This window comes from Flavobacterium aquatile LMG 4008 = ATCC 11947, from assembly GCF_000757385.1.
Lineage (GTDB): Bacteria > Bacteroidota > Bacteroidia > Flavobacteriales > Flavobacteriaceae > Flavobacterium > Flavobacterium aquatile.
On record NZ_JRHH01000002.1, the window covers coordinates 82,046 to 105,894 of the forward strand.

At 33.7% G+C, this 23,849-nt stretch carries 21 protein-coding genes; 8 read left to right on the forward strand and 13 right to left on the reverse strand.

The genetic code is table 11. The features are described 5' to 3' along the window. Positions 1–21: 21 nt before the first annotated feature. Positions 22–318, reverse strand: a complete 297-nt coding sequence (locus tag LG45_RS03270) for a winged helix-turn-helix domain-containing protein (RefSeq protein WP_035124375.1) — start codon at positions 316–318, stop codon at positions 22–24. A 38-nt stretch (positions 319–356) separates the two neighbouring features. Further along, positions 357–980: a hypothetical protein gene (locus LG45_RS03275; protein ID WP_035124377.1), complete on the reverse strand. Its 624-nt coding sequence runs from the start codon at positions 978–980 to the stop codon at positions 357–359. An 88-nt stretch (positions 981–1,068) separates the two neighbouring features. Between LG45_RS03275 and LG45_RS03280 the strand changes: the two genes are divergently transcribed. Next, on the forward strand, positions 1,069–2,439 hold the full coding sequence (locus LG45_RS03280; RefSeq protein ID WP_035124378.1) for a M28 family peptidase: 1,371 nt from the start codon (positions 1,069–1,071) through the stop codon (positions 2,437–2,439). Next, on the forward strand, positions 2,440–2,787 hold the full coding sequence (locus LG45_RS03285) for a DUF1801 domain-containing protein (RefSeq protein WP_035124380.1): 348 nt from the start codon (positions 2,440–2,442) through the stop codon (positions 2,785–2,787). It begins immediately after the preceding gene. A gap of 54 nt (positions 2,788–2,841) precedes the next feature. Here LG45_RS03285 and LG45_RS03290 read toward each other — a convergent pair whose 3' ends face one another. Then, a complete protein-coding gene (locus LG45_RS03290) occupies positions 2,842–8,178 on the reverse strand; it encodes a T9SS type B sorting domain-containing protein (protein ID WP_035124384.1) in 5,337 nt (1,778 codons plus the stop codon). A 188-nt stretch (positions 8,179–8,366) separates the two neighbouring features. Here LG45_RS03290 and hflX point away from each other — a divergent pair, with 188 nt between their 5' ends. Further along, on the forward strand, positions 8,367–9,587 hold the full coding sequence (gene hflX, locus LG45_RS03295) for a GTPase HflX (protein ID WP_035124396.1): 1,221 nt from the start codon (positions 8,367–8,369) through the stop codon (positions 9,585–9,587). Positions 9,588–9,786: 199 nt separating this feature from the next. On the opposite strand, the gene LG45_RS03300 is transcribed toward hflX, so the two are convergent. From LG45_RS03300 to LG45_RS03325, 6 genes are all read right to left on the reverse strand, one after another. Next, positions 9,787–10,716: a DUF3078 domain-containing protein gene (locus tag LG45_RS03300; protein WP_035125336.1), complete on the reverse strand. Its 930-nt coding sequence runs from the start codon at positions 10,714–10,716 to the stop codon at positions 9,787–9,789. Positions 10,717–10,814: 98 nt separating this feature from the next. After that, entirely contained in the window at positions 10,815–11,324 is a 510-nt protein-coding gene (locus LG45_RS03305) for a DUF2480 family protein (protein ID WP_035124398.1), read from the reverse strand. 43 nt (positions 11,325–11,367) lie between these two features. After that, positions 11,368–11,691: an SUF system Fe-S cluster assembly protein gene (locus LG45_RS03310; RefSeq protein WP_035124400.1), complete on the reverse strand. Its 324-nt coding sequence runs from the start codon at positions 11,689–11,691 to the stop codon at positions 11,368–11,370. A gap of 36 nt (positions 11,692–11,727) precedes the next feature. Beyond that, positions 11,728–12,147 (reverse strand): SufE family protein, encoded by a 420-nt coding sequence (locus LG45_RS03315; RefSeq protein WP_035124402.1) that lies wholly within the window; start codon positions 12,145–12,147, stop codon positions 11,728–11,730. An 11-nt stretch (positions 12,148–12,158) separates the two neighbouring features. Then, a complete protein-coding gene (locus tag LG45_RS03320; protein ID WP_035124404.1) occupies positions 12,159–12,629 on the reverse strand; it encodes a hypothetical protein in 471 nt (156 codons plus the stop codon). Between the two features lie 11 nt (positions 12,630–12,640). After that, positions 12,641–13,855, reverse strand: coding sequence for an aminotransferase class V-fold PLP-dependent enzyme (locus LG45_RS03325; RefSeq protein ID WP_035124406.1), 1,215 nt, complete (start codon positions 13,853–13,855; stop codon positions 12,641–12,643). 189 nt (positions 13,856–14,044) lie between these two features. Here LG45_RS03325 and LG45_RS03330 point away from each other — a divergent pair, with 189 nt between their 5' ends. Then, positions 14,045–15,385: a serine hydrolase domain-containing protein gene (locus tag LG45_RS03330; protein WP_035124408.1), complete on the forward strand. Its 1,341-nt coding sequence runs from the start codon at positions 14,045–14,047 to the stop codon at positions 15,383–15,385. A gap of 299 nt (positions 15,386–15,684) precedes the next feature. Then, positions 15,685–16,380 carry a hypothetical protein gene (locus LG45_RS03335; RefSeq protein WP_035124409.1) on the forward strand — a complete coding sequence of 232 codons (696 nt, stop codon included), beginning with the start codon at positions 15,685–15,687 and terminating at the stop codon, positions 16,378–16,380. A gap of 51 nt (positions 16,381–16,431) precedes the next feature. On the opposite strand, the gene sufD is transcribed toward LG45_RS03335, so the two are convergent. The 4 genes from sufD to LG45_RS03355 all read right to left on the reverse strand — a co-directional run bounded on the left by sufD (position 16,432) and on the right by LG45_RS03355 (position 20,396). Continuing rightward, the gene (sufD, locus tag LG45_RS03340) at positions 16,432–17,748 is read right to left on the reverse strand and encodes a Fe-S cluster assembly protein SufD (RefSeq protein ID WP_035124410.1); all 1,317 of its coding nucleotides are present in this window, start codon (positions 17,746–17,748) and stop codon (positions 16,432–16,434) included. Between the two features lie 70 nt (positions 17,749–17,818). Continuing rightward, entirely contained in the window at positions 17,819–18,571 is a 753-nt protein-coding gene (sufC, locus tag LG45_RS03345; protein ID WP_035124412.1) for a Fe-S cluster assembly ATPase SufC, read from the reverse strand. 35 nt (positions 18,572–18,606) lie between these two features. Then, on the reverse strand, positions 18,607–20,055 hold the full coding sequence (gene sufB / locus LG45_RS03350) for a Fe-S cluster assembly protein SufB (protein WP_035124413.1): 1,449 nt from the start codon (positions 20,053–20,055) through the stop codon (positions 18,607–18,609). Between the two features lie 11 nt (positions 20,056–20,066). After that, a complete protein-coding gene (locus tag LG45_RS03355; protein ID WP_035124414.1) occupies positions 20,067–20,396 on the reverse strand; it encodes a HesB/IscA family protein in 330 nt (109 codons plus the stop codon). A 220-nt stretch (positions 20,397–20,616) separates the two neighbouring features. On the opposite strand from LG45_RS03355, the gene LG45_RS03360 reads away from it, so the two are divergent. From LG45_RS03360 to LG45_RS03370, 3 genes are all read left to right on the forward strand, one after another. Next, a complete protein-coding gene (locus LG45_RS03360; protein WP_035124415.1) occupies positions 20,617–21,474 on the forward strand; it encodes an MBL fold metallo-hydrolase in 858 nt (285 codons plus the stop codon). A 145-nt stretch (positions 21,475–21,619) separates the two neighbouring features. Then, positions 21,620–22,051, forward strand: a complete 432-nt coding sequence (locus LG45_RS03365) for a MarR family winged helix-turn-helix transcriptional regulator (RefSeq protein WP_035124416.1) — start codon at positions 21,620–21,622, stop codon at positions 22,049–22,051. A gap of 163 nt (positions 22,052–22,214) precedes the next feature. Next, positions 22,215–23,810: a S8 family peptidase gene (locus LG45_RS03370; RefSeq protein ID WP_035124418.1), complete on the forward strand. Its 1,596-nt coding sequence runs from the start codon at positions 22,215–22,217 to the stop codon at positions 23,808–23,810. Positions 23,811–23,849: the final 39 nt, after the last annotated feature.

Here is a 23,849-nt window from a genome sequence, read left to right on the forward strand (position 1 = left end):
TAAATAGATAAAAAAATAGGTTTAAGTTTTTGATATTAATTTTTCGAGCGCATCAATGTGAGCCGAAAATGCTTTTTTTCCGTCTTTGCTGGCACTGTATTTTGTGTTTGGTTTTTTTCCGATAAATTGCTTTTCAATTTGAATATAATTTTCGGCTTCTAAGGCTTTGGTGTGTGAGGCAAGGTTGCCGTCGGTTACACCAAGAAGTTCTTTTAGCATATTAAAATCGGCACTTTCGTTCACCATCAAAATCGACATGATACCCAAACGAATTCGGTGATCAAAGGCTTTGTTGATATTTTGGATGATGGTTTTCATAAGTTTCGTTAGAATGTAATGTACAAATTTAAAGCAAATTAATTTCTATCATATTTAAAATACATTACACTGCCATAAAGAATGTGGCAAACGCCAAATCCTAATGCCCAAAATAATAATCCATAACCTAAGAACCATGTAGAAAGCAATCCTAAAAATATCATTGTAAGTCCTAAATATCGTACGTCACCAAGCGTATATTTACTTGCATTTACACAAGCTAATCCATAAAAAATCAGAGTTAGTGGTGCTACTAAACTTAATATTTCTTTTTCTATTAGAAATAAAATAAAAAAACCTCCAGTCGCTAATGGAATTCCGAAATTTATCACCAATCTTTTTGAGGAAACATTCCAAACTTTATCTTCTGTTTTACTCGCTTTTCTAACGCTTAAAACTATTCCAGTAATGATGGATAAAATAAGAACTGAAGCAGCAATAATAAATAGTTTAATTACAGCAGATTCTGAAATTATTAAATTTTTATAATTTCCAATAGTGGTCGTGTCAAAGTATATGGTTTTATAGGCAAACCAAGCACCAACTAAAGAATATATTCCAGCTAAAACACCAGATAATCCGCTTAGCGAAATAAAACGCGATGATTGATTCATCATATTTTTTATTTCAGAAATGTCATTAAGATATTTTTCGTTTTCCATTTTAAAGTACTTTGAAGTACAAAGTAAATGAATAATAATTGTTCAACCAAATGTTTTTTCATTTATTTTTGATGTAAATATTAAATACATGAAAAAAATCACGGTACTCCTTTTGCTTCAAGCATCTTTATCTTTTTCGCAAACTACAGATGAGCAAATGCTCAAAGAAATTTACAAGTCGGCTTTAACTGATAGTAAATGTTATTCTTGGTTAGATGATCTGTCTAATAAAATTGGGTCGCGTTTATCGGGTTCTGTAGGTGCTGAAAAAGCAGTTTTATATACCAAAAAAGAATTAGAAACTCTTGGTTTAGATAAAGTGTATCTTCAAGAAGTTATGGTTCCAAAATGGGTGCGAGGCGAGAAGGAAATAGCGTATCTGATTCATGGTAAAAAGAAAGTTTCCTTTCCAATATGTGCTTTAGGAATGTCGGTTGCGACTCCAAAAGATGGTTTGACTGCTAATGTAATTGAAGTTAAAAGCCTTGAAGAATTAAAAGCATTAGGTTCGGAAAAAGTAAAAGGTAAAATCATATTTTTTAATCGTCCAATGAATCCAGAATTTGTAGAAACTTTTCATGCCTATGGAAGTTGTGTTGACCAACGATCGTCTGGCGCAAGAGAAGCTGGTGAGCTTGGAGCAAGTGGAGTTATAGTCCGATCAATGAATTTAAGATTAGATGATTTTCCGCATACGGGTTCTACGAATTATAAAGATATTGCCTTAGATAAACGAATTCCAGCGGCAGCAATTTCTACAAATGGAGCTGAAGCTTTGAGCAAATTATTGAAAGAAAATCCTAATGCAAAATTGTTTTTTAAGCAATCTTGTAAGCAATTTGATGATGTTCTCTCCTACAATGTTGTGGGTGAAATTACTGGAAAAGAGTTTCCAAATAAAATTATGGTTGTTGGCGGGCATCTTGACTCATGGGATTTAGGTGATGGTTCTCATGATGATGGAGCAGGTTGTGTTCAAAGTATGGCAGTTTTAGAAATGTTCAAAAAGTTGAATTATAAACCTAAAAATACGATAAGGGCTGTATTATTTATGAACGAAGAGAATGGAGTAAAAGGAGGTTTGAAGTATGAAGAATTGTCCAATAAGAATAGTGAGAATCATATTTTTGCTTTAGAAAGTGATTCTGGTGGCTTTACTCCGAGGGGTTTTTCTATAGATGCAGATAATACTAATTTTGATAAAATTTCAAATTGGAAAAGTTTATTTGAACCTTATTTGATTCATATTTTTAGAAAAGGGCATACAGGAGTTGATATTGGTCCATTAAAATCAGACAAAATTGTGAAAGTTGGTTTGCAGCCAGATTCTCAGCGTTATTTTGATTATCACCATGCAGCCAATGATACTTTTGATGCCGTTAATAAACGTGAATTAGAACTCGGAGCTGCATCGATGGCGGCTTTAATGTATTTGTTTGATCAATATGGCTTACAATAGATGAAACCTGCAGAAGAGTATATTTTAAATCAGCCCGAACCTTATCGATCGATGCTATTTAATTTGCAAATAATTATTGAAAGTCAAATTCCAGAAGTAGAATTATTATACAAATGGAAAATTCCATTTTATTACTATAAAGGAAAGCCGTTTTGTTATTTTAATGCAAGTCATAAAAGATATTACGTTGATTTAGGAATAGTAAAAGGTTTCCAACTTACAATTCATCAAGATAAGTTAATATCAGAAAAAAGAAGTGTAATGAAATCTTTAAGGTACTATTCTGATGATGAAATTGATAGTGCTGTATTATTGGAAATTCTTCAAGAACTTATTAAACATTATTAAATAAAAAAAGAGACTGAATTTCAGTCTCTTTTTTATTAAGATATTAGTTGAGAATTATTTTATCTCTCTGTTGATATAAATCCAACCAGTTTTGGCCTCCATACCATCACGTTCTATTACATAATAGTAAGTTCCGTCTGGTAATTCATCTCCTTTATCAGATTGACCATTCCACTCGTTAGTATAATTTGCCTTAGCATATACTTTTCCACCATAACGATTGAATAATGTTAACTGTTTTACATTGAAACCAGTTAAATCAAATGAATCATTTAAGTCATCATTATTAGGAGAAATACCCTTTTGAATTAAGCATGTTGTAGAATTTGCTTCAAAAACAAATGAAGTACTGCAAGCACCAACTGTAACTTGACAAGTATAATTACCAGGTGTAGTTACTGTAATTGTTGGACTATTAGTCCCAATTACAGTTCCTGATGGATTAGTCCATGAGTATGTTGCAAGTGCAGAATCAAAATTAGCATTAACAACTTCAAGAACATAAACTGCACCATCACATCCGCCTTCAACACTAAATTGAGGAGAATTAACTATAGTAACATTAAAACTTTCTTCATCTGTACAGGTAGTTGTACCATTTGTATTGGCTGCATAAACGTAAATAGTTTGTGTAGCTGTAATAACTGTTCCAACAGCTAGTTGCGAACCAGTTCCTCCAGCACTAGAGAAGTAATTACCAACAGATAAAGTAGGAAGTGTATAACTATCGCAAGCATTTACATTTGCTACAGCTGAAACAATTGGCGTAGAAACGACAACTACATTCATTGTTGTACCAGTAGCACAAGTGTCTGTAGTAGTAAACGTGTAAGTAAATGTTCCTGCAACTGAAGTATCAATTGTTGTTGGACTCCAAGTACCAGTAATTCCGTTTGAAGAAGTTAAAGGTAAAGTAGGAGCTGTTGTACCACTACATAATGGTCCAATTTGTGTAAATGAAGCAACCGTTGGTGTTACAATTGTAACAGAAATTGTTGTTGTATCAGCACATTGACCAGCATCTGGATAAAAAATATAATAGAAAGTTCCAACTACAGATGTATCAATTGTTGCTGGACTCCAAGTACCAGTAATTCCATTTGTTGAAGTTAAAGGTAAAACAGGAGCGGTTGCATTTTGACAAAGTCCAGCGATTGGATTAAAAACTGAAGCCGTTAACGCATCAATAGTTACAGATAAAGTAGCCGTTGTTGCGCATATTCCAACATCAGGAGTAAATGTATAAACTGTTGTTCCTGCAACTGATGTATCAACTGTTGCTGGTAACCAACTTCCTGCAATTCCTTCAAGTGATGTTGTTGGTAAAATTGGCGCTGTACTTCCAATACAAATATTAGAAATAGGCGCAAAAGTAGTAATTACTTGATTAATAACAGTAACACTTAATGTAGTTGGTAGAGCACAAGCTTGACCTGCTACAGTAGTATCTGGAGTAAATGTATAAACAACAGTTCCTACAACAGATGAATCTATTGTTGCAGGCGACCAAGTTCCAGTGATACCATTAGTTGAAACAGCAGGTAAAACAGGGCTTGTTGTGTTTTGACAAACATCTGGAATTGCATTAAATGTTGGCGTCGATTCGCCTATTACTGTTACCTCTACAGTTACATTACTAACACAAGTTTGTGTAGGTGTAGTGTCTGGTGTAAAATCATAAGTAAATGTTCCAGCAACTGAAGTATCAATTGTACTTGGTGACCAAGTTCCAGTAATTCCATTAGTAGAAGTTAAAGGCAATATTGGCGCAGTAGTATTTTGACAAAGATTTGAAATTGGATCGAATGTTGGAGTTACTGGTGTATTAAATGTAACAGTTATAGTATCTTCTTCTGGATCAAGTAATCCACACGCCACAACGCACTTGTATGTACCAGAAGTTGCAACTGTTAAAGTTGGACCGGTTTCACCAGGAATTAAAGTTGTTCCATTATACCATGTGAAATCTGTTGTATTCGTTGAAGTTGCAACAATAGTATACGAATTACCACAAACCGTTACGTTTGGTTCTAACTCAACAGTACATGGACATATTGCTGTACCCGTACTTGTTGGTGTTGGACCAAACTCTATAGTACTTGGTTGATTACTAAAATTAGTAATTAACAAAGTATAGTATTGACCTTGAATTGCATTTGGAATATCTGCAAATTCCACAGCAGCAGTAGAATAACTACAATCGACAACGTTAGTTGGAAAAGTTGTATTTCCATCTGGATAATCATAAAGTCCAGTACAAGTTGGTCCAGTTAACGGACCCCAAAGAATAAAATCTACATCTATTGGAGCTCCAGTTACTGCATTAGTTTGGGATATCTGGAATGTCAATGGGCCACTCGTTTCAATTTGAAAATTGTACCAAGCTGGATTTGGAGTTGAACCTAAACAACCTGGCGAACCTAAACTTGGTACATTTGTTGTTCCATTATAGGTTTGATCATCACCACAAAATGATATACTATCAGTACATGATGTTATTAAAATGAAATTTGTTGGTCCATTCCAAGTACTAATATCTGTTGATGAACATACTGCTCTAACGTAATATTCATAATTTATGTTAGTATCTAATCCAGTAGCAATATATGAATTTGTATTTACTATTGTTCCAACAGCATTTGCTGGAGGCAAACCAGTACCTGCTGGCTGAATTATTACTTCCCAAGAAGTTGCACTACCGTTTTCTAACCATGATAAGTTTACAGAAGTTGCAGTTAATGGTGTTGCCACCAAAACTGTTGGTCTTGGACAAGTTGGTACTGGTGCACAAGTTACATTAGCAACCCAACCAGTAGATTCAACACTTCCATTAGAAACAAATACAAATGTTAAGCAACCACTTGCAGTAGAAGCAATAAATTGTGGTGGTATAGCAGTCCCTGAATAAGTTCCTAATAAAACTCCAGCAGTGCTTGAACCATCGTAAACCGATAGTATATCACTATTTTGTTGTGTTGAAAAAGAAGTGAATGTTACTGTTACTTGTTCTCCAGGAATAGTTGGACATATTGTCCAAGTTACATTTGAATTACTTGGATAGTTTCCGTTTGTTCCTCCATTATCAACAAATGTTCCTCCACAAACTGGTGGAGCAATTGCTGTAGTGATAGGTCTTGGACCTGCCCATGTACTAACATCAGTAGGAGAACATGAACTTCTCACATAAATGTCATAACATGTTTCTGGAGTTAATCCTGTTAAAGTAAAAGGGTTTGATCCTGCAGCAATCCAACCTGTAGCTGATGCTGATGGATAAGGAGATCCGCAAGGTAAAGCAAGTACTTGCCAAGCTGTTGCGGTTCCTGTTTCTGTCCATGCAAGATTAACTGTAGTTGATGTTATTGCCGAAGTTAAAAATGATTGCGGTTGAGGACAAGTTGGTGGTGGACCACAAGTAATATTTGATGTCCATCCCGGTGCATTTGTTGAAGCACCACTTCTAAATCTAAAAGTTAAACAACCGTCAGCACTAGTTGAAGTAAATGAACCTGGGTTTGTAGTTCCCCAAAATGCACCAGGTACTCCTCCAGGAACTGTACCTGCTGGATTGCCACTTGAGATTAAATCTGGAGCAGAAACTGCACTTCCATTATAGATATACAAACCATCTGCTACAGCTTGTGTGTTAAAACTCGTAAAAGTTACTGTCACCACATCTCCTGGTGTTAAAGGACAAATTGTAACATTATAATTTGAGTTATTAGCATAGTTTGCCGTTGAACCAGCTGGATCAGAAAATGTAGTTCCGCAAGCTGGCGTTACTTGTAGAGTTGTTCCTGAAACTATTGTTGTCCATTCGCTTACTTCTTGTGGAGTAGTAGTTGCGTCACAAACCGCTCTTACGTAAAAGTCATAACAAGTATCTGGAGTTAAACCTCCAAGTGTAAATGGGTTTGAAGGAGCATCAACAAAACCTGTAGTTGTTTCTGTTGGAGTTGGTGAGCCACATGGTAAAGCTAGAACTTGCCATTGTGTTGCTGTACCTGTATTAGTCCATGCTAAATTTACAGAAGTTGCTGTTAAACCTGATCTAACAACTGATATTGGTTTTGGACATGGTGGTGGTGGACCACAAGTAACATTAGATGTCCATCCAGAAGCCACTATTGTAGCATTACTTCTAAATCTAAACGTTAAACATCCATCAGCACTTGATGATGTAAATGGGCCAGGAATTGAAGTTCCCCAAAAAGAACCAGCCAATCCACCTGGAACTGTTCCCGCTGGATTTGTACTTGTTATTTGAGGAGAAGCAGTAGTTGCTCCATTAAAAACGTATAAACCATCAGCATTTGCTTCGGTGTTAAAAGTTGTAAAAGTTACAGTGACAACTTCTCCAGGAGTAACAGGACAAATTGTTAGAGTGTTATCTACATTGTTACCATAATTGGCAGCAGCGCCGGGATCTAAATAATTTCCACCGCATATTGGAGGTGCAATAGGTGTACAAAATTGTGAAGGACCAACCCATTCACTATTGATACCGTCACCACATAATGCTCTTACGTAGTATTTATAACATGTATTTGCAGAAAGTCCAGTGGCAGTATAAGGTAATGCTCCATTATACACAACTCCTGTTCCTGTTGGAGCTGAAGCAACTGGAACAACCTCAATTTCCCATGAAGTTGCACCACTTGGGTTAGCCCAAGATAAATTGGCTTGATTAAATAAGATACCTGATGATGTTAACGTAGTAGGATCTAAACATCTCTCTGAAACTCTTACATTGTCTAATAACCATCTGTCACCACTAATACCAGTAACCGTTTGGGTATATTTCATTACGAATGCAATGTAAACTTGAGTTCCAGCAGGCATTGATGCAGGAAAATCTATAACTTTTTCAGTATAAACATTGAAAGGATTTTGAACTCCATCTTCATCAATTGTTAATTCGTTTTCGTCGTATTCTTCAAGTAATGTATAATCAGCAGGATTGGTTTGAGTTGCTGTTACAGGTGCAATTTTTACTTGATAAATAGTACCCGTATTTCCATTAGTAAAAGTACGAGCAAAGAAACGCAACTGACCATTTGTAGGAATGGTAATAAGTGGCGTAGCAAGGTAATCCTCAGAGGTGTTACCAATTCCAATGTTTTCTCTGTTCATGTATGCTGCGTTTGTACCAGCATACACTAATGGAGGTGTTGGCGGGGTAACTACACCATTATTGATATTCCAACGTTGGGCTAAGCCGACTCCGTTGTCAAAAACTGCCCAGTTCCCAGTGCCTAAAGTCCAGTTTGTGGATGGCAAAGGCGTTGGGCCTGTTGTGCTTTCAAATCCTTCAGTGCCAGGAATTGGAAACTGAGCGTATCCAGCAAGTGAAAGAAATAAAGTAACGATTAGTAAAGTAATTTTCTTCATCAAATGATTTTTTTAATTAAATGATTAATTGTGTTTGTTTGATTTTAATCTCCAAATTTAACAAAATTTATAAATAAAGTGATAAAAATCCAGTTTTTAACTAAATTAAATTATCAGACAAAAATTTAAATTGCTGATTGTCTCATATTTTACACATTTTATCTATTTTTGCAAGAGAAGAAGAAATTATGATAGAAAAGGAAAAAATAAATTTTGAAAAGACTGTTGTTGTGGGAGTTGTAACTCAAAATCAAAGTGAGGAAAAACTTACAGAATATTTAGATGAATTAGAATTTTTGACATTTACTGCTGGTGGAGAAGTTGTAAAACGATTTTGGCAAAAAATGGACAAGCCAAATCCTAAAACTTTTTTAGGCACTGGTAAAATGGATGAAATTGCATTGTATTGCAAGGAAAATGAAATTTCGACGGTGATTTTTGATGATGAATTATCGCCCTCACAACAAAAAAATATTTCTAAAGTAATTGATTCTAAAATATTAGATAGAACAAATCTTATCTTAGATATTTTTGCGCAACGTGCTGAATCTTCATATGCTAGAACTCAAGTAGAGCTTGCACAATGTCAATATTTATTGCCAAGATTATCTGGTATGTGGACACACCTTGAACGACAAAAAGGAGGTATTGGTTTGCGCGGCCCAGGTGAAACTGAAATTGAAACCGATAGACGAATTGTTCGTGATAGAATTGCTTTATTAAAAGAAAAAATCAAAACTATTGACAGACAAATGTCGGTGCAACGAAGTAATCGTGGTGCTATGGTTCGAGTTGCTTTGGTTGGATATACCAACGTGGGAAAATCTACTTTGATGAACGTGATTAGTAAAAGTGAAGTGTTTGTAGAAAACAAACTTTTTGCAACTTTAGATACAACGGTTAGAAAAGTGGTTATTGGAAATTTGCCTTTTTTACTTTCGGACACGGTTGGTTTTATTAGAAAATTACCTACACAATTGGTAGAATCTTTTAAAAGCACGTTGGATGAAGTTCGTGAAGCTGATTTATTGCTTCATATTGTTGATATTTCGCATCCCGATTTTGAAGACCATATTGCGTCTGTAAATCAGATTTTGATGGATATTAAGAGTAATAACAAACCAGTTATTATGGTTTTTAATAAAATTGACGCTTTTAAACATTTGACAATTGATGAAGACGATTTAATTACTGAAAAAACATCCAAACATTATACGCTTGAAGAATGGAAGCAAACTTGGATGAGTAATGTTGGCGCCGAAAATGCCTTGTTTATTTCTGCTATAGAAAAAGAAAATTTTGAAGAATTTAGAGAGCGTATTTATGAAAAAGTGCGCGAAATTCATGTTACTCGTTTTCCTTACAATAAATTTTTATATCCTGATTTTAAAGATATTGTGGTTGAGTAATTCCAAGTCGCGATAGTGATTGCAATGAAAAGCCCGGAACAAAAAAAGAGTGTGGTTCTTGTAGTAAAAAAGCGACTGAAAGAAGCTCTTTTTACTACTTAGAACCACCTCTTTTTTGTGAGGACTTGTAATGTAAAGCGCGGCCATTCGCCCTAAAAAAAGCCTCTATTTCTAGAAGCTTTTTTGTGATAATTTGTATTTAAAATCCGTAATTGATTCCTAAACCGAAAATTTGTCTTGTTTGTAAACCTTGAAAAGCGTTGTCGTCATAAACGGCTTGAAAGGCAAGATTTGTTGAGAAATACTTGTTGATTTTCATGACAATAGCAAGTGTGTAATCGACGTCTACATTTTGTGGATCTTCAAGATAATTGCTGTATAAATTTAAAGTGTTTTCGGCAGATACATTTTCCATAATATTAAATTTGTAATATCCAGAAGCGTAGAAACCTAACTCGTAACGCAATGATTTATTGACATCTACTCCAAAATAAGTTCCGTCTACATAACCCGGAATTGAAGTATAATCTTTATCTACTAAAGTAATTTTGGAAGTTAATGGCGCCAAATTCACTTTTAGATTATCACTTTTTTTCCAAAATAAACCTGGGCCAAAAGTTAAATATCCTGGAGATAAAAAGTTGGTGTTTTCGGTTCTAATTTCGGCGCCGTTTGCATCTGTTCCATAAACGAAACCTTTGGTAAATTGTGTTCTAAAATTTACAAAAAACGAATAATACCATTCGCCAAATGCTTTTTTGCCTAAGATAGAATTGAACTCTAATCGGTCATCGGTTTTTTTCTCGAAGTTGGAGTTTTTTGTTTGAACCAATCCGTAAGAAGCCAAGATTTTGTTATCCCAAGTTAAATCACCTTTTTTGTAGTTAAAATCGTAGTTTAAAGCAAGGTTTCCCGAGATATTGTCTTCACCACCAGCAACCCAATTATTGAAACTTGATTGGTTAAAAAGAAAGGTAACGGTTCCTTTTTTTCTCCATCCGTCACTTATGGTGTCGTTTAATTTTTTAACTGCTTTTTCTGTATTTTGAGCAAGTTCTTTCTCTGTATTTTGTGCATTAAGTGATGTAATACCAAAAAACAGCATTAGTAAAAGTAAAGTTTTTTTCATGTTTTTAAGTTTTGAATTTCTAACACAAATGTAGTAATCCATTTTAATTCATGAAAATTATAAAGTAAAGATAATCAGTTGATTTTGTAGAATTTGTTCTACTTTTTACTCTTAAATAATGGTACCGCTGAGCAAGCTTCGCCATACATAATACTTTTTGCAAATGGCTGAAGATGTTGTGCTGCAAGAACATAGGCGCTTTCGGGAACAGGTTTTTTAGAACAACCTTTAATGATTACTGGTTTGTCTTTGTAGACATTATAATCAATATTTTCAAGTAAATCTTGGTAAATAGCCGATTCTAAATTCGCCAAATTACCTGAAATTACTTTCTTAGCAAATGGTGCTGCATGGATAGTAACTAAAATACTAGCCCAAGCCGGAATTATAGCATCAGTTGAGCAATATACAGCGACATAATGATTTTGATATTGTGACCAATCATGATTCTTAAGTGCTTCGCGAAAGTCTTTTTCTTTAAGTAAAAAACCTTCGTAAAGCCATTGTGAAATATCAATCTGTGTTCGAACTTCGGTTGGATAATAATCTTCCAAATCGAAAACTTCGAGCACAGAATTAGCTACTTTATTTATTATTTCTTGTGACATTTTTTAATCTGAAATCAAAAATCGTTAATCTTCAATCAGAAATCTAAAGCATTCCTAATTCTAACTTTGCTTCTTCACTCATTAAATCTTTACTCCAAGGTGGATCAAAAGTAATTTCTACTTCGCATGATTTAATAGTGTCAATTTTTTGCACTTTTTCTTCTACTTCACGAGGTAAAGTTTCGGCAACTGGGCAGTTTGGTGAGGTTAACGTCATTAAAACTTTCACTTCGTTATCTTCATTAATCATTACGTCGTAGATTAATCCGAGTTCGTAAATATCAACAGGGATTTCAGGATCGTAAATTCCCTTTAATACTTTTACAACGCTTTCTCCTAAGTTTATTTCGTCTTTAAATTCTTCCATATCTATGCTGAACTTGTTTCAGTTTCTTTTTAATTATTAATTTTTAGCATTAAATGCCAAAGCGTACATTTTTATTTCTTTTATCATCGATACCAATCCATTAGCGCGCGTTGGAGATAGATGCTCTTTTAGTCCAATTTCGTCAATAAAATCGGTATTTGCCTCTAAAATATCGGATGCTTTTTGATTGGAAAATGCTCTTATTAAAATGGCAATTATTCCTTTTGTTAAAATGGCATCACTATCTGCTGTGAACACGATTTTATCGTCATTTTGCTCACCGTGAACCCATACTTTAGATTGACAACCTTTGATAATATTGTCTTCAGTCTTGTATTTTTCGTCAATTAAAGGCAATGATTTTCCTAAATCGATGATGTACTCGTAGCGTTGCATCCAATCGTCAAACATTGAAAACTCATCTACTATTTCTTCTTGTATTTCTTTGATCGTCATTCTATTACAAATTATTTTTTGACATTAAAAGATACAATTTTATTTACCAATTTTTCAATTTCTACTGGAGGAAAACCGTGATCAAAATCAACTGTTTTGTATTCTACTCCATCAACCGTGATTTTTAAATTTGCAATTGCTGCACCATCATAAAATCGTTTTTGAGTTGGATCTTTAAATGTCGCTAATTGATCTAATTTTACTGAATTCAAATAACTATTTAGTTCTTTGTTAACATCGTCCGAAATTTTCACTGCTTCTCCTTTATCTTTCACATCTCGTTCATTAACAACAGAAACCATTTGATTTTCAATAGTTATCTTTTCATAAAATCCTCTTGAGGAAGCTTCATATTCTATTTTTGGAACTTTGTATTCTTTCACTTCCGAAATGGTTTTAGACTCATTTTCCACCACATTCTTTTGATTATTACAACCAACAAATGCAAAAACCGATACAACTACTAAGGCTAATTTTCTCATAATTTAATTTTTTAAGACAACATCGTTTTGGCTTTTTTCACCGCTTCAACAAAGATATCAATTTCTTCTTTAGAATTGTAAAAAGCAAAACTTGCTCTTATTGTTCCGGGAATTTTATAGAAATCCATAATTGGTTGTGCGCAATGATGTCCAGTTCGTACTGCTATTCCTAATTTATCGATAATCGTGCCAATATCATACGGATGAATTCCGTCAATATTAAAGGAAATTACTGATGTTTTTTCTTTTGCCGTTCCGAAAATTCTTAAGCCTTCAATTTCTAATAATTTTGAAGTTGCATACTCTAATAATTCGTGTTCGTAGGCTTGAATGTTTTCAAATCCTACTTCGTTCAAATAATCAATTGCGGTTCCAAGAACAATTCCGCCTGCAATATTTGGTGTTCCTGCTTCAAATTTGTGAGGCAAATCGGCATACGTAGTTTTCTCGAACGAAACCGTTGCAATCATTTCGCCGCCACCTTGATATGGAGGTAATTTTCTAAGCCATTCTTCTTTTCCGTATAAAACTCCAGTTCCTGTTGGCCCGCAGATTTTATGTCCCGAAAACACATAAAAATCGCAATCCAATTCTTGAACATTTGGTTTTAAATGTGGCACAGCTTGCGCACCATCGATTAAAACTGCAGCTCCAAATTGATGCGCTTTATCAATAATGTATTTTATTGGATTTAAAGTTCCTAACGCATTAGAAATATGATTTACAGTAACAATCTTAGTTTTATCTGAAAGTAATTTATCGAATTCTGAAAGAATCAATTCACCTTCTTCATTCATCGGAATTACTACCAATTTTGCTCCTGTTTTCTCACAAAGCATTTGCCAAGGAACAATATTACTGTGATGTTCTAGTGCCGAAACCATAACCTCATCACCAGCTTTTAAAATAGATGCAAACCCATTTGCAATAGCATTAATTCCGTGGGTTGTTCCTGCTGTAAAAATTACTTCATATGGGAACTTTGCATTTATATGATTTTGGATTTTACCGCGAGAAACCTCGTAAGCATCAGTCGCCAATTGACTTAAAGTGTGAACACCACGATGAATATTGGCATTTATTTCTTCATAATATTTTACGATGGCATCAATCACAACTTTTGGTTTTTGCGAAGTGGCGCCGTTATCGAAATATACTAACGGTTTTCCGTTTACTTTTTGCGTAAGTATCGGAAAATCGGCTCTTATTTTATTTATATCTAACATCCTTATTTATAAAAATTCTAAATACAAAAGTACACAATTTGAAATGGAATTTTATCAAACGTTTGTTAATAAAATTAAAGTTTTAATCGCCTTGAATTTCGTTAATTACCAAAGATTTAGTTTTCAATTTTTGATAATCGATGAAATTTGTGTTCATTAATTTTATAAATTGCTTGAAAAATACTTTAGATGAAAAAATTCTTTAAAATCTTCGCTGTTTTAGTAGTACTACTTTTAGTTTATCTTCGAATAGCAATTTATCCACAACTCGATTTAATATCTGGATTTGCATCCAAAAGTGTAGCTTCGGGACATTTTATTGATAATCGATCGTTGGAAACCATTCAGCAAGGCGATAATGATATCCCAAAAATTGATTGGGCAAAAAACACCATTAATGATTCTGAAAAATTTGTAACAGCAACAGTTTACGGATTAAAAGAACGCAAAGCCATTTACCGTGAAGGTTTGGGCGCGACTTTAATCAATGATGATTTTGATGTTTCAAAACCATATAATGTTCCGAAAAGAAACAAATTAGAGAATAATTTACCTTTTCCCTACGGAAACAACGAACCTAAAGACACCGTTTTTTCAAACATAAATTACGAAAAATTAAATACAGCTGTCGTCAATGCTTTTGATAAAAAAGGCAAAAAAGACAAGCGAACACGTTCAGTGATTGTGATTTACAAAGACAAAATAATTGCTGAAAAATACGACACAGGATTCAACAAAAACTCAAGAATTCTGGGTTGGTCGATGACTAAAAGTTTGACTGCAACGTACTTTGGAATTTTACAAAAACAAGGCAAAATCGACATCTCAAAACCAGCCCCAATTGCCGAATGGAAAAATGATGAGCGCAAACACATCACCATCAACGATTTACTTCACATGAATTCTGGTTTGGAATGGGAAGAAAATTATTCTAAAATATGTGATGCTACCAAAATGCTTTTCATTGAAGAAGACATGACGCAATCGCAAATCAACAAACCTTTGGTTGGTAAGCCAAATAACACTTGGAATTACTCATCAGGAACAACCAATTTGTTAAGCGGAATTTTAAGAAAACAGTTTAAAACCCATCAAGAATATTTAGATTTTTGGTACAATAGTTTATTTGATAAAATCGGAATGAATTCTGCTTTGGTAGAAACCGATATGGCAGGAAATTTTGTAGGTTCGTCTTATGGTTGGGCAACGACAAGAGATTGGGCAAAATTTGGATTGCTCTATTTACACAAAGGGAATTGGAAGGGCGAACAACTATTTAATGAAAGTTGGGCGAAATTTGTAGCAACGCCAACCAATACTTCTAACGGAAGATATGGTGGACAATTTTGGTTAAATGCTGGTGGATATTTCCCTAAAGTTCCTCGAGATATGTTTTATGCAAGCGGTTATCAAGGTCAAATGGTGGCAATTTTCCCAAGTCATGATTTAGTAATTGTGCGCATGGGATTGAGCGAAAGTTTTGATTTTAATGGGTTTTTGAGTGAAGTTATTGGGAGTTTGAAAAAGTAATATTATGAATAAGAAAGCTCTTTTTCCTATTTTACTTTGTTTATCTGGTTTTTTTCTATTGGGTTTTGGATTCACAACAACAATAGGTCATCCATTCAATACTTTTTGTTTTTTACTAGGTTTTGTCTTAATGATTTTTGGAGCAATTCTATTTATTAGATGTGTATTTGAATAGTGATTATCTCCCAAAATATTCTCAAATTGCCCATGTTTTCTTTACAATATTTTTAAATAAATATAGTTATAGTATTTATTGTGACTATAATCTTATAAATTTACACTTATTAAATATACAAAAAATGAAAAAAACTAACAGAATCTTTACATTACTACTAATTTTCACAACTGCATTATTAACATCTTGTAGCAGTGATGATAGCGGCGAATCTAATGGAACTACAACCGGAGATTATTTTCCAATGAAATTAAATAATACATGGAATTTTAATGCTAATGGAAACACAGAACAACTAAAAATGATTGGAACTGATGAATTTGGAGGCACAACTTATTACGAGCTTCAAGATGAAGGTGACGATTCTGGTTTAAATACACAGTATTGGGTAACTAAAAAAGGAGCTACATATTATCAAAAAATTGCTGATGTAACTTCAGTTCAAAGTGGTGTTACCATTAATATAAAAGGGTATCAAATACCGATGTTAAAAGATGATTTGGATGTTAACGAAACATGGTCTGGAACACTTCGTCCTAAAGTAACTTTTAGTTATAATGGTAACAGCGGTTCATTGCCTACAACGGTTACATATACCGGTAAAATAATAGCAAGAGATGCAACAGAAGTTATAAACGGTGTAACATACACAAACATCATTAAAATGACAATGGATGCAGAAACTAACGTTGATGGACAAATTAATGAAGTGTTTACAGAATATTGGTTTGCTAAAGACATTGGTCCAGTAAGAGAATATGAAACTTTGAATGGTGGTGTTACAAACGAAAGATCGTTAATTAATTACACACTTAATTAAAGAAAATAAACTGCTTAAAAAAAGGTTCAAAATTTGAACCTTTTTTTATATCTATAAATCAAACCCTAAATTAACACCCAATTTAGTTGCGATAATCTTAGTAATTCGTTTTTTAAGTTCTGGTATTTTGATGCTTTCAATTACTTCGTTTGAGAAGGCGTACATTAATAATGCTTTGGCTTCTTTCTTTGGAATACCGCGTTGTTGCATGTAAAACATGGCGCTTTCGTCTAGCTGACCAATCGTGCATCCGTGCGAACATTTCACATCGTCTGCGAAGATTTCTAATTGTGGTTTGGCGTTTATTGTAGCTTTATCACCTAATAAAATATTGTTGTTTTGCTGAAAAGCATCTGTTTTTTGCGCTTCTTTTTCTACATAAATTTTTCCGTTGAAAACTCCTGTTGAGCTATCGGCAAGAATGGTTTTGTAGTTTTGATGACTTTCGCAATTTGGCGTTGCGTGATTTACAAGTGTGTAATGATCAACATGTTGCTTGTCGCCAATAATGGTAATTCCTTTCAACGTAGAATCAATTCTTTCTCCAAAATGATAGAAATTCAAGTTGTTTCTTGTGATGTTTCCACCAAAAGAAAACGTGTGAACCGAAACTCTACTTTCTTGTTTTTGAGAAATATACGTATTATCAATTAAGTTTGCCGATAGCAAATCATTCTGAATTTTATAGTAATCTGCAATGGCACGTTTTTGAGCAAAAATCTCTGTTACAGCATTGGTCAACACTGGATTTTCATTCAGCGATTGATGTCTTTCAATAATTTGAACGTGTGCATTTTCGCCTACAATAACCAAATTTCTAGGCTGAACCATCAACGCATCTTCTACTCCTGTTGAGAAATAGATGATTTCGATTGGTTTTTCAACGACTTTACTTTTTGGGATGTTGATGTACGCACCTTCATTTGCGAAAGCAGTATTTAACGAGGTTAACGTTTCGTCTTTACTGGCAATTTTATTGAAATATTCATCGATTACCATTTTGTATTTTGGTTTTGTCAATGCCGATGACATTAAGCAAACGTCCAATCCGTCGTGGGTTGTTGATGATAAAAACGAAGAGAATTTTCCGTCTACGAAAATCACTTTATACGTATCAATTTCATGCAAGAAGTATTTTTTTACCTCAGCAAATTCGATAGCATTTTCGTGTTTTGGAAATACAGAATAGTCATTTTTTAGAATGGTATTCAATGAGGTGTATTTCCAAGCTTCCTCTTTTTTAGTTGGGAAACCTTTGTTTTCAAAGTTTTTTATGGCCGAAGTACGCACATCGTGAAGTTCTGAGTGAACGTCAATTTGCTCTTCGAAAGCCATGAATGAGGATATAAGTTTTTCTTTTAATTCCATATTTTTTGTTGTCGGTTGTCAGTTGTTTTTGTTGTCAGTTTGAAACCGAGAACAGACAACTGAGAACTTTTTAAACTTCTAATTCTGCTTTAATCCAATCGTATCCTTTTTCCTCAAGCTCGTAAGCCAATTCTTTTCCGCCCGATTTTACGATTTTTCCATCCATTAAAACGTGAACGAAATCTGGAATAATATAATCTAATAAACGTTGGTAGTGCGTAATTACTAATACCGCGTTGTTTTCGTTTTTAAGCTTGTTAACACCATTTGCAACAATTCGAAGCGCATCGATATCCAAACCAGAATCGGTCTCGTCCAGAATCGCTAATTTTGGTTCCAACATTGCCATCTGGAAAATCTCGTTACGTTTCTTTTCACCACCAGAAAAACCTTCGTTTAACGAACGAGAAAGAAATTTACGGTCAATTTCTAATAATTCTGATTTTTCACGGATTAATTTCAGCATTTCGTTGGCTGGCATTTCTTCTTTTCCGTTGGCTTTTCTACTTTCGTTTATTGCCGTCTTCATGAAATTGGTAACAGAAACTCCTGGAATTTCTACAGGATATTGGAACGATAAGAAAACACCTTTGTGAGCGCGTTCTTCTGGAGCCAATTCTGAAATATCTTCTCCTTCCAAAAGGATTTGACCATCAGTAACGGTGTAATTTTCATTTCCTGCAATAATCGAAGAAAGTGTAGATTTTCCGGCACCATTTGGTCCCATAATTGCGTGAACTTCTCCTGCGTTTATCTCAAGATTAATTCCTTTTAATATTTCTTTGTCTTCAACTGAAGCGTGTAAATTTTTTATTGATAACATTTTTTGAATGTGTTTTTATTCTGATTTAATTTTGATTAACCTACTGAACCTTCAAGTGAAATTTCCAATAATTTTTGTGCTTCTACAGCAAATTCCATTGGTAATTTATTTAAAACTTCTTTACTGAAACCGTTTACGATTAAAGCAATTGCTTTTTCGGTTGGAATTCCTCGTTGGTTGCAATAGAAAACTTGGTCTTCTCCAATTTTAGAAGTCGTTGCTTCGTGTTCGATTTTGGCTGATGAATTTTTGCTTTCGATGTATGGAAAAGTATGCGCACCACAATTATTTCCCATTAAAAGTGAATCACATTGCGAGAAGTTTCTAGCATTTTCTGCATTGGCACTAATTCGAACTAAACCTCTATAACTATTTTGAGATTTTCCTGCAGAAATTCCTTTAGAAATAATAGTAGATTTGGTATTTTTACCTAAATGAACCATTTTAGTTCCAGTATCGGCTTGCTGGAAATTATTGGTAACTGCAATCGAATAAAATTCTCCTATAGAATTGTCTCCTTTTAAAACCACCGATGGATATTTCCAAGTTACAGCTGAACCAGTTTCTACTTGCGTCCAAGAGATTTTTGCATTTTTCTCACAAATTCCTCTTTTCGTAACGAAATTGAAAACTCCACCTTTTCCTTCTTTATTTCCTGGATACCAGTTTTGTACCGTCGAATATTTTATTTCGGCGTTGTCCATTGCGATTAATTCTACAACAGCAGCGTGCAATTGATTTTCATCACGACTTGGCGCTGTACAACCTTCAAGATACGAAACATAACTACCTTCGTCGGCAATTAAAAGTGTTCTTTCAAATTGACCTGTACCTGCTTGATTGATACGGAAATACGTTGATAATTCCATAGGACAACGAACGCCTTTTGGAATATAACAGAAACTTCCATCAGAGAAAACAGCCGAATTTAAAGCCGCATAAAAATTGTCTCTTTGTGGCACAACAGTTCCTAAATATTTCTGAACTAAATCTGGATATTCACGAATTGCCTCAGAAATACTCATGAAAATAATTCCTTTTTCCGCCAATGTTTTCTTGAAAGTAGTTGCTACCGAAACCGAATCGACAACAATATCCATAGCGACATTGTTCATCATTTTCTGCTCGTCGATCGAAATTCCTAACTTTTTATACATTTCTAAAAGGTCTGGATCAACGTCATCCAATGTTTTATTCGGATCGGCTTTTTTAGGTGCCGAATAATATGAAATTGCCTGAAAATCGGGTTTTTCATAATGAACATTTGCCCATTCTGGTTCGACCATTTCTTGCCAAGCACGAAAGGCTTCAATACGCCAATCGGTCATCCATTGCGGTTCTTCTTTTTTCAAAGAAATCGCACGAACTATATCTTCATTTAATCCAATAGGAAACGTCTCAGAATCTAAATCGGTGTAAAATCCGTATTCATATTCTTTAGTTTCTAATTCTATTTTTAAATCGTCTTCTGTGTATTTTGACATTTTATTTTGTTTTATAGAGAAAATGATTCTCCGCATCCACAAGTTCTTGATGCATTTGGATTGTTAAAAACAAATCCTTTTCCATTCAATCCGCCAGAAAATTCTAAAACTGTTCCCGCTAAATACAAGAATGATTTCTTTTCTACGGCTATTTTTACATGATTATCTTCAAAAACTTTGTCGTTTTCACCCAGTTCTTTGTCAAATTTTAATTCATATGACAAGCCTGAGCAACCACCACTTTTTACGCCCACTCGAACGTAATCTTGGGCAGCGTCAAAACCGTCTTCCTGCATCATTGCAACGATTTTTTTACTTGCGTCATCAGATACTTTTATCATAACTTTTTAATTATTAGCGTTTTATTCAAAATTAGACATGATAAAAAAGTGTATTTACTATTTTGATTTTGTCTAAATTAAAGGCAAAGATACGTCATATTTCGTTTTTTACATAATTACTAACATTTTTATAACGAATAATAGAATAGAAAAAAATGATTTTAACGTGATTCAAAACAACCATTTTAGTAAATTGCAACGTTTTTAATCATAAAAAATCATGAAACTTTATCCAATTGAGGCAGGAAATTTTAAATTAGATGGCGGAGCAATGTTTGGCGTTGTACCAAAAACAATCTGGAATAAAACAAATCCTGCAGACGAAAATAATCTTATTGATATTGCTGCAAGATGTTTGTTAATTGAAGATGGAAACCGACTGATTTTGATTGACACCGGAATGGGTAATAAACAATCGGAGAAGTTTTTTGGTTATTATTCACTTTGGGGAAACCATTCGCTTGATAAATCATTAGCTAAATATGGTTTTCACAGAGATGACGTGACGGATGTTTTTATGACGCATTTGCATTTTGACCATTGTGGTGGAAGTGTTAATTGGAATAAAGATAAAACTGGTTATGAAGTTGCTTTTAAAAATGCAAAATTTTGGACCAATGACAACCATTGGGAATGGGCTACCAAACCAAATCAACGTGAAAAAGCTTCGTTTCTTTCAGAAAATATTTTGCCAATGCAAGAAAGTGGTCAACTAAATTTCATCAAAAGATCTGAAGGAGATTTCTTAGGAAAATCAGAATTAGATTTTGGAATTTTCTTTGTTGATGGCCATACCGAAAAAATGATGATTCCGCACATTCAATATCAGGATAAAACGATAGTTTTTTGTGCCGATTTAATTCCGACTGCCGGACATTTACCTTTACCTTATGTTATGGGATATGACACTCGACCACTTTTAACGATGCCCGAAAAATCTAAGTTTTTAGAAAATTGTGCCGAAAATAATTTCTATTTAGTATTAGAACACGATGCTCATAACGAAATAATCACAGTAGAAAAAACCGAAAAAGGCATTCGATTGAAAGATGTTTTTAAATGTGAAGATGTATTTTAATTCAATATAAATCTCATTTTAAGCGCATTATCTTTATTGATTTTGCGCTTTTCTATTTTTTATAAAATTCTAAATTATTGTTAAACTTTTAATTGATATATCAATATTTGATAAATCATTTTTAAGTTTGTTTAAAATATATTCCATGGAAAATTTAAACAATGTAATTTTTTACAACATTGAGCAAGCCATCAAAACCTACAGAATGTATGCTCAAAAACAAATAAAATCACACGATTTAAAAATAACGGTTGACCAATGGCTTGTTTTAAAAAGCTTGAAAGAAAATCCGAAAGCTAATCAGCAAGAACTTGCCGAAACAGTTTTTAAAGACACTGCATCGATTACAAGAATTATAGATTTATTAGTAAAATCGGAGTTTGTAGAACGTGAAATTAATCTTAACGACAGAAGAAAATTTGATCTTATGATTACGTCAAATGGAGAAAAAATTCTTGCAAAAACACATGTAATTGTTTTAGAAAATAGAAAAAAAGCACTTAACGGAATATCAGAAAATGATATAAAAATCTTAAATGAGACTTTGCAAAAAATAACAAAAAACTGTAAACATTAAAACTGAAAAATCATGATACGAATAATACTTTATTTGACCGTCGCCATAATTACAGCCATCAAAATTTTTGTTTTGGGACTATTAAATTTATAAAATAAAGTTAAGAAACCCTTTCAAAACAATTGAAACTTACTATTTTTGAACACTTAATACATTTTTAACTATGAAATTGATAAAACCAATTTACGTTTCTGCATTTGCAGCACTTATTTTATCAAGTTGTTCACCGAAGCTTGCGCCAATGGTAAGCACCAATGCAACTAATATTGATAAATTACCATTAAAAACTTCGGTAGTAAAAGAAGACGATTTAAAACGTTGGAGTCATTTAGATTTAGCAAAAGACACTATTCCAGGAATGAGTACCGATAAAGCGTATTCTGAATTTCTAAAAGGGAAAAAAGGAACAAAAGTCGTTGTTGGAGTTATCGATTCTGGAATTGATATTGATCATGAAGATTTGAAAGGTAAAATCTGGGTGAATTCTAAAGAAATTGCTGGAAACAATAAAGACGACGATAATAATGGATATGTTGATGATATTAATGGTTGGAATTTCTTAGGTGATTCTAACGATGAAAATCTTGAGTTAACTCGTATTGTTAAAAAAGGTCCGAGTGCTCCAAATTATGCCGAAGCTAAGAAAGCTTTAGACAAGCAATATGGCGAAATGATGCAATACAAGCCTCAAATGGACATGATTTCTAAAGCTGATAAAGCGATTAAAACTCATTTAAATAAAGAACTTTATACTGTTGAGGATTTGAAGAAAATTTCAACTACTGATTCGGCATTAAATCAAAATAAAATGATCATGTTAAGTGTTGCGTCGCAAGTTGGACCAAATTTTCATTCAGATTTAAAAGAGCAAATGGATCAGGTTTATGACATGCTTAACTACAATTTGAACGTAAAACACGATGGTAGAAAAGCAGTTGGGGATAATCCAGACGACATAAATGATAAAAAATACGGTAACGGAAATGTAAAAGGTCCAGATGTTACAGATGGCCTTCACGGTACACACGTTGCAGGAATTATTGCTCAGATTCGTGGAAACGGAAAAGGTGGCGATGGTGTAATTGCAGATAATGTTCAAATTATGGCATTAAGAGCTGTTCCAAACGGAGATGAGTATGACAAAGATATCGCACTTGCCATTCGCTATGCAGCAGATAATGGAGCGAAAGTAATCAACGGAAGTTTTGGAAAAGATTATTCTCCAAATAAAGAATGGGTTTGGGAAGCAATAAAATATGCTGCAAGTAAAGATGTTCTTATCATTCATGCTGCTGGAAATGACGGAAAAGATTTAGACCTAGAACCAAACTTTCCAAATGATGAAGTAAACGGAAAAGAAATTTCTAATAATTTCATGTCAATTGGAGCATTAAATAAAGAATATGGAGCTAATATGGTTGCTAATTTCTCAAATTATGCAACTAACAACGTAGATATTTATTCTCCAGGAAACGAAATTTACGCTACAATTCCGAACAATAAATACAAATATTTACAAGGAACTTCAATGGCTTCACCAAATGTAGCTGGAGTTGCAGCTTTAGTTCGTTCGTATTATCCAAATTTAACTGCATCACAAGTAAAACAAATCATAATGGATTCTGGAACACCAATTACTACAGAAGTTGTCCTTGGTGAAAAGAAAGAAAAACGTTCGTTTACAAATGCATCAAAATCGGGTAAAATTGTAAATGCTTACAACGCATTACTGATGGCAGAAAAAATGTCAAAAAAATAAAAAATAAGTTCAATTGATAATGGAAGGAATTTGGTTTCC

Coding starts and splice junctions, on each gene's coding strand:
- hflX (WP_035124396.1), top strand. CDS start 8,367: ATGATAGAAAAGGAAAAAATAAATTTTGAAAAGACTGTTGTTGTGGGA.
- LG45_RS03310 (WP_035124400.1), bottom strand. CDS start 11,691: ATGGAAGAATTTAAAGACGAAATAAACTTAGGAGAAAGCGTTGTAAAA.
- LG45_RS03335 (WP_035124409.1), top strand. CDS start 15,685: ATGAAAAAAACTAACAGAATCTTTACATTACTACTAATTTTCACAACT.
- LG45_RS03325 (WP_035124406.1), bottom strand. CDS start 13,855: ATGTTAGATATAAATAAAATAAGAGCCGATTTTCCGATACTTACGCAA.
- LG45_RS03305 (WP_035124398.1), bottom strand. CDS start 11,324: ATGTCACAAGAAATAATAAATAAAGTAGCTAATTCTGTGCTCGAAGTT.
- LG45_RS03355 (WP_035124414.1), bottom strand. CDS start 20,396: ATGATAAAAGTATCTGATGACGCAAGTAAAAAAATCGTTGCAATGATG.
- LG45_RS03270 (WP_035124375.1), bottom strand. CDS start 318: ATGAAAACCATCATCCAAAATATCAACAAAGCCTTTGATCACCGAATT.
- LG45_RS03330 (WP_035124408.1), top strand. CDS start 14,045: ATGAAAAAATTCTTTAAAATCTTCGCTGTTTTAGTAGTACTACTTTTA.
- LG45_RS03320 (WP_035124404.1), bottom strand. CDS start 12,629: ATGAGAAAATTAGCCTTAGTAGTTGTATCGGTTTTTGCATTTGTTGGT.
- LG45_RS03275 (WP_035124377.1), bottom strand. CDS start 980: ATGGAAAACGAAAAATATCTTAATGACATTTCTGAAATAAAAAATATG.
- sufC (WP_035124412.1), bottom strand. CDS start 18,571: ATGTTATCAATAAAAAATTTACACGCTTCAGTTGAAGACAAAGAAATA.
- sufB (WP_035124413.1), bottom strand. CDS start 20,055: ATGTCAAAATACACAGAAGACGATTTAAAAATAGAATTAGAAACTAAA.
- LG45_RS03370 (WP_035124418.1), top strand. CDS start 22,215: ATGAAATTGATAAAACCAATTTACGTTTCTGCATTTGCAGCACTTATT.
- LG45_RS03360 (WP_035124415.1), top strand. CDS start 20,617: ATGAAACTTTATCCAATTGAGGCAGGAAATTTTAAATTAGATGGCGGA.
- LG45_RS03315 (WP_035124402.1), bottom strand. CDS start 12,147: ATGACGATCAAAGAAATACAAGAAGAAATAGTAGATGAGTTTTCAATG.
- LG45_RS03290 (WP_035124384.1), bottom strand. CDS start 8,178: ATGAAGAAAATTACTTTACTAATCGTTACTTTATTTCTTTCACTTGCT.
- sufD (WP_035124410.1), bottom strand. CDS start 17,748: ATGGAATTAAAAGAAAAACTTATATCCTCATTCATGGCTTTCGAAGAG.
- LG45_RS03365 (WP_035124416.1), top strand. CDS start 21,620: ATGGAAAATTTAAACAATGTAATTTTTTACAACATTGAGCAAGCCATC.
- LG45_RS03300 (WP_035125336.1), bottom strand. CDS start 10,716: ATGAAAAAAACTTTACTTTTACTAATGCTGTTTTTTGGTATTACATCA.
- LG45_RS03280 (WP_035124378.1), top strand. CDS start 1,069: ATGAAAAAAATCACGGTACTCCTTTTGCTTCAAGCATCTTTATCTTTT.
- LG45_RS03285 (WP_035124380.1), top strand. CDS start 2,440: ATGAAACCTGCAGAAGAGTATATTTTAAATCAGCCCGAACCTTATCGA.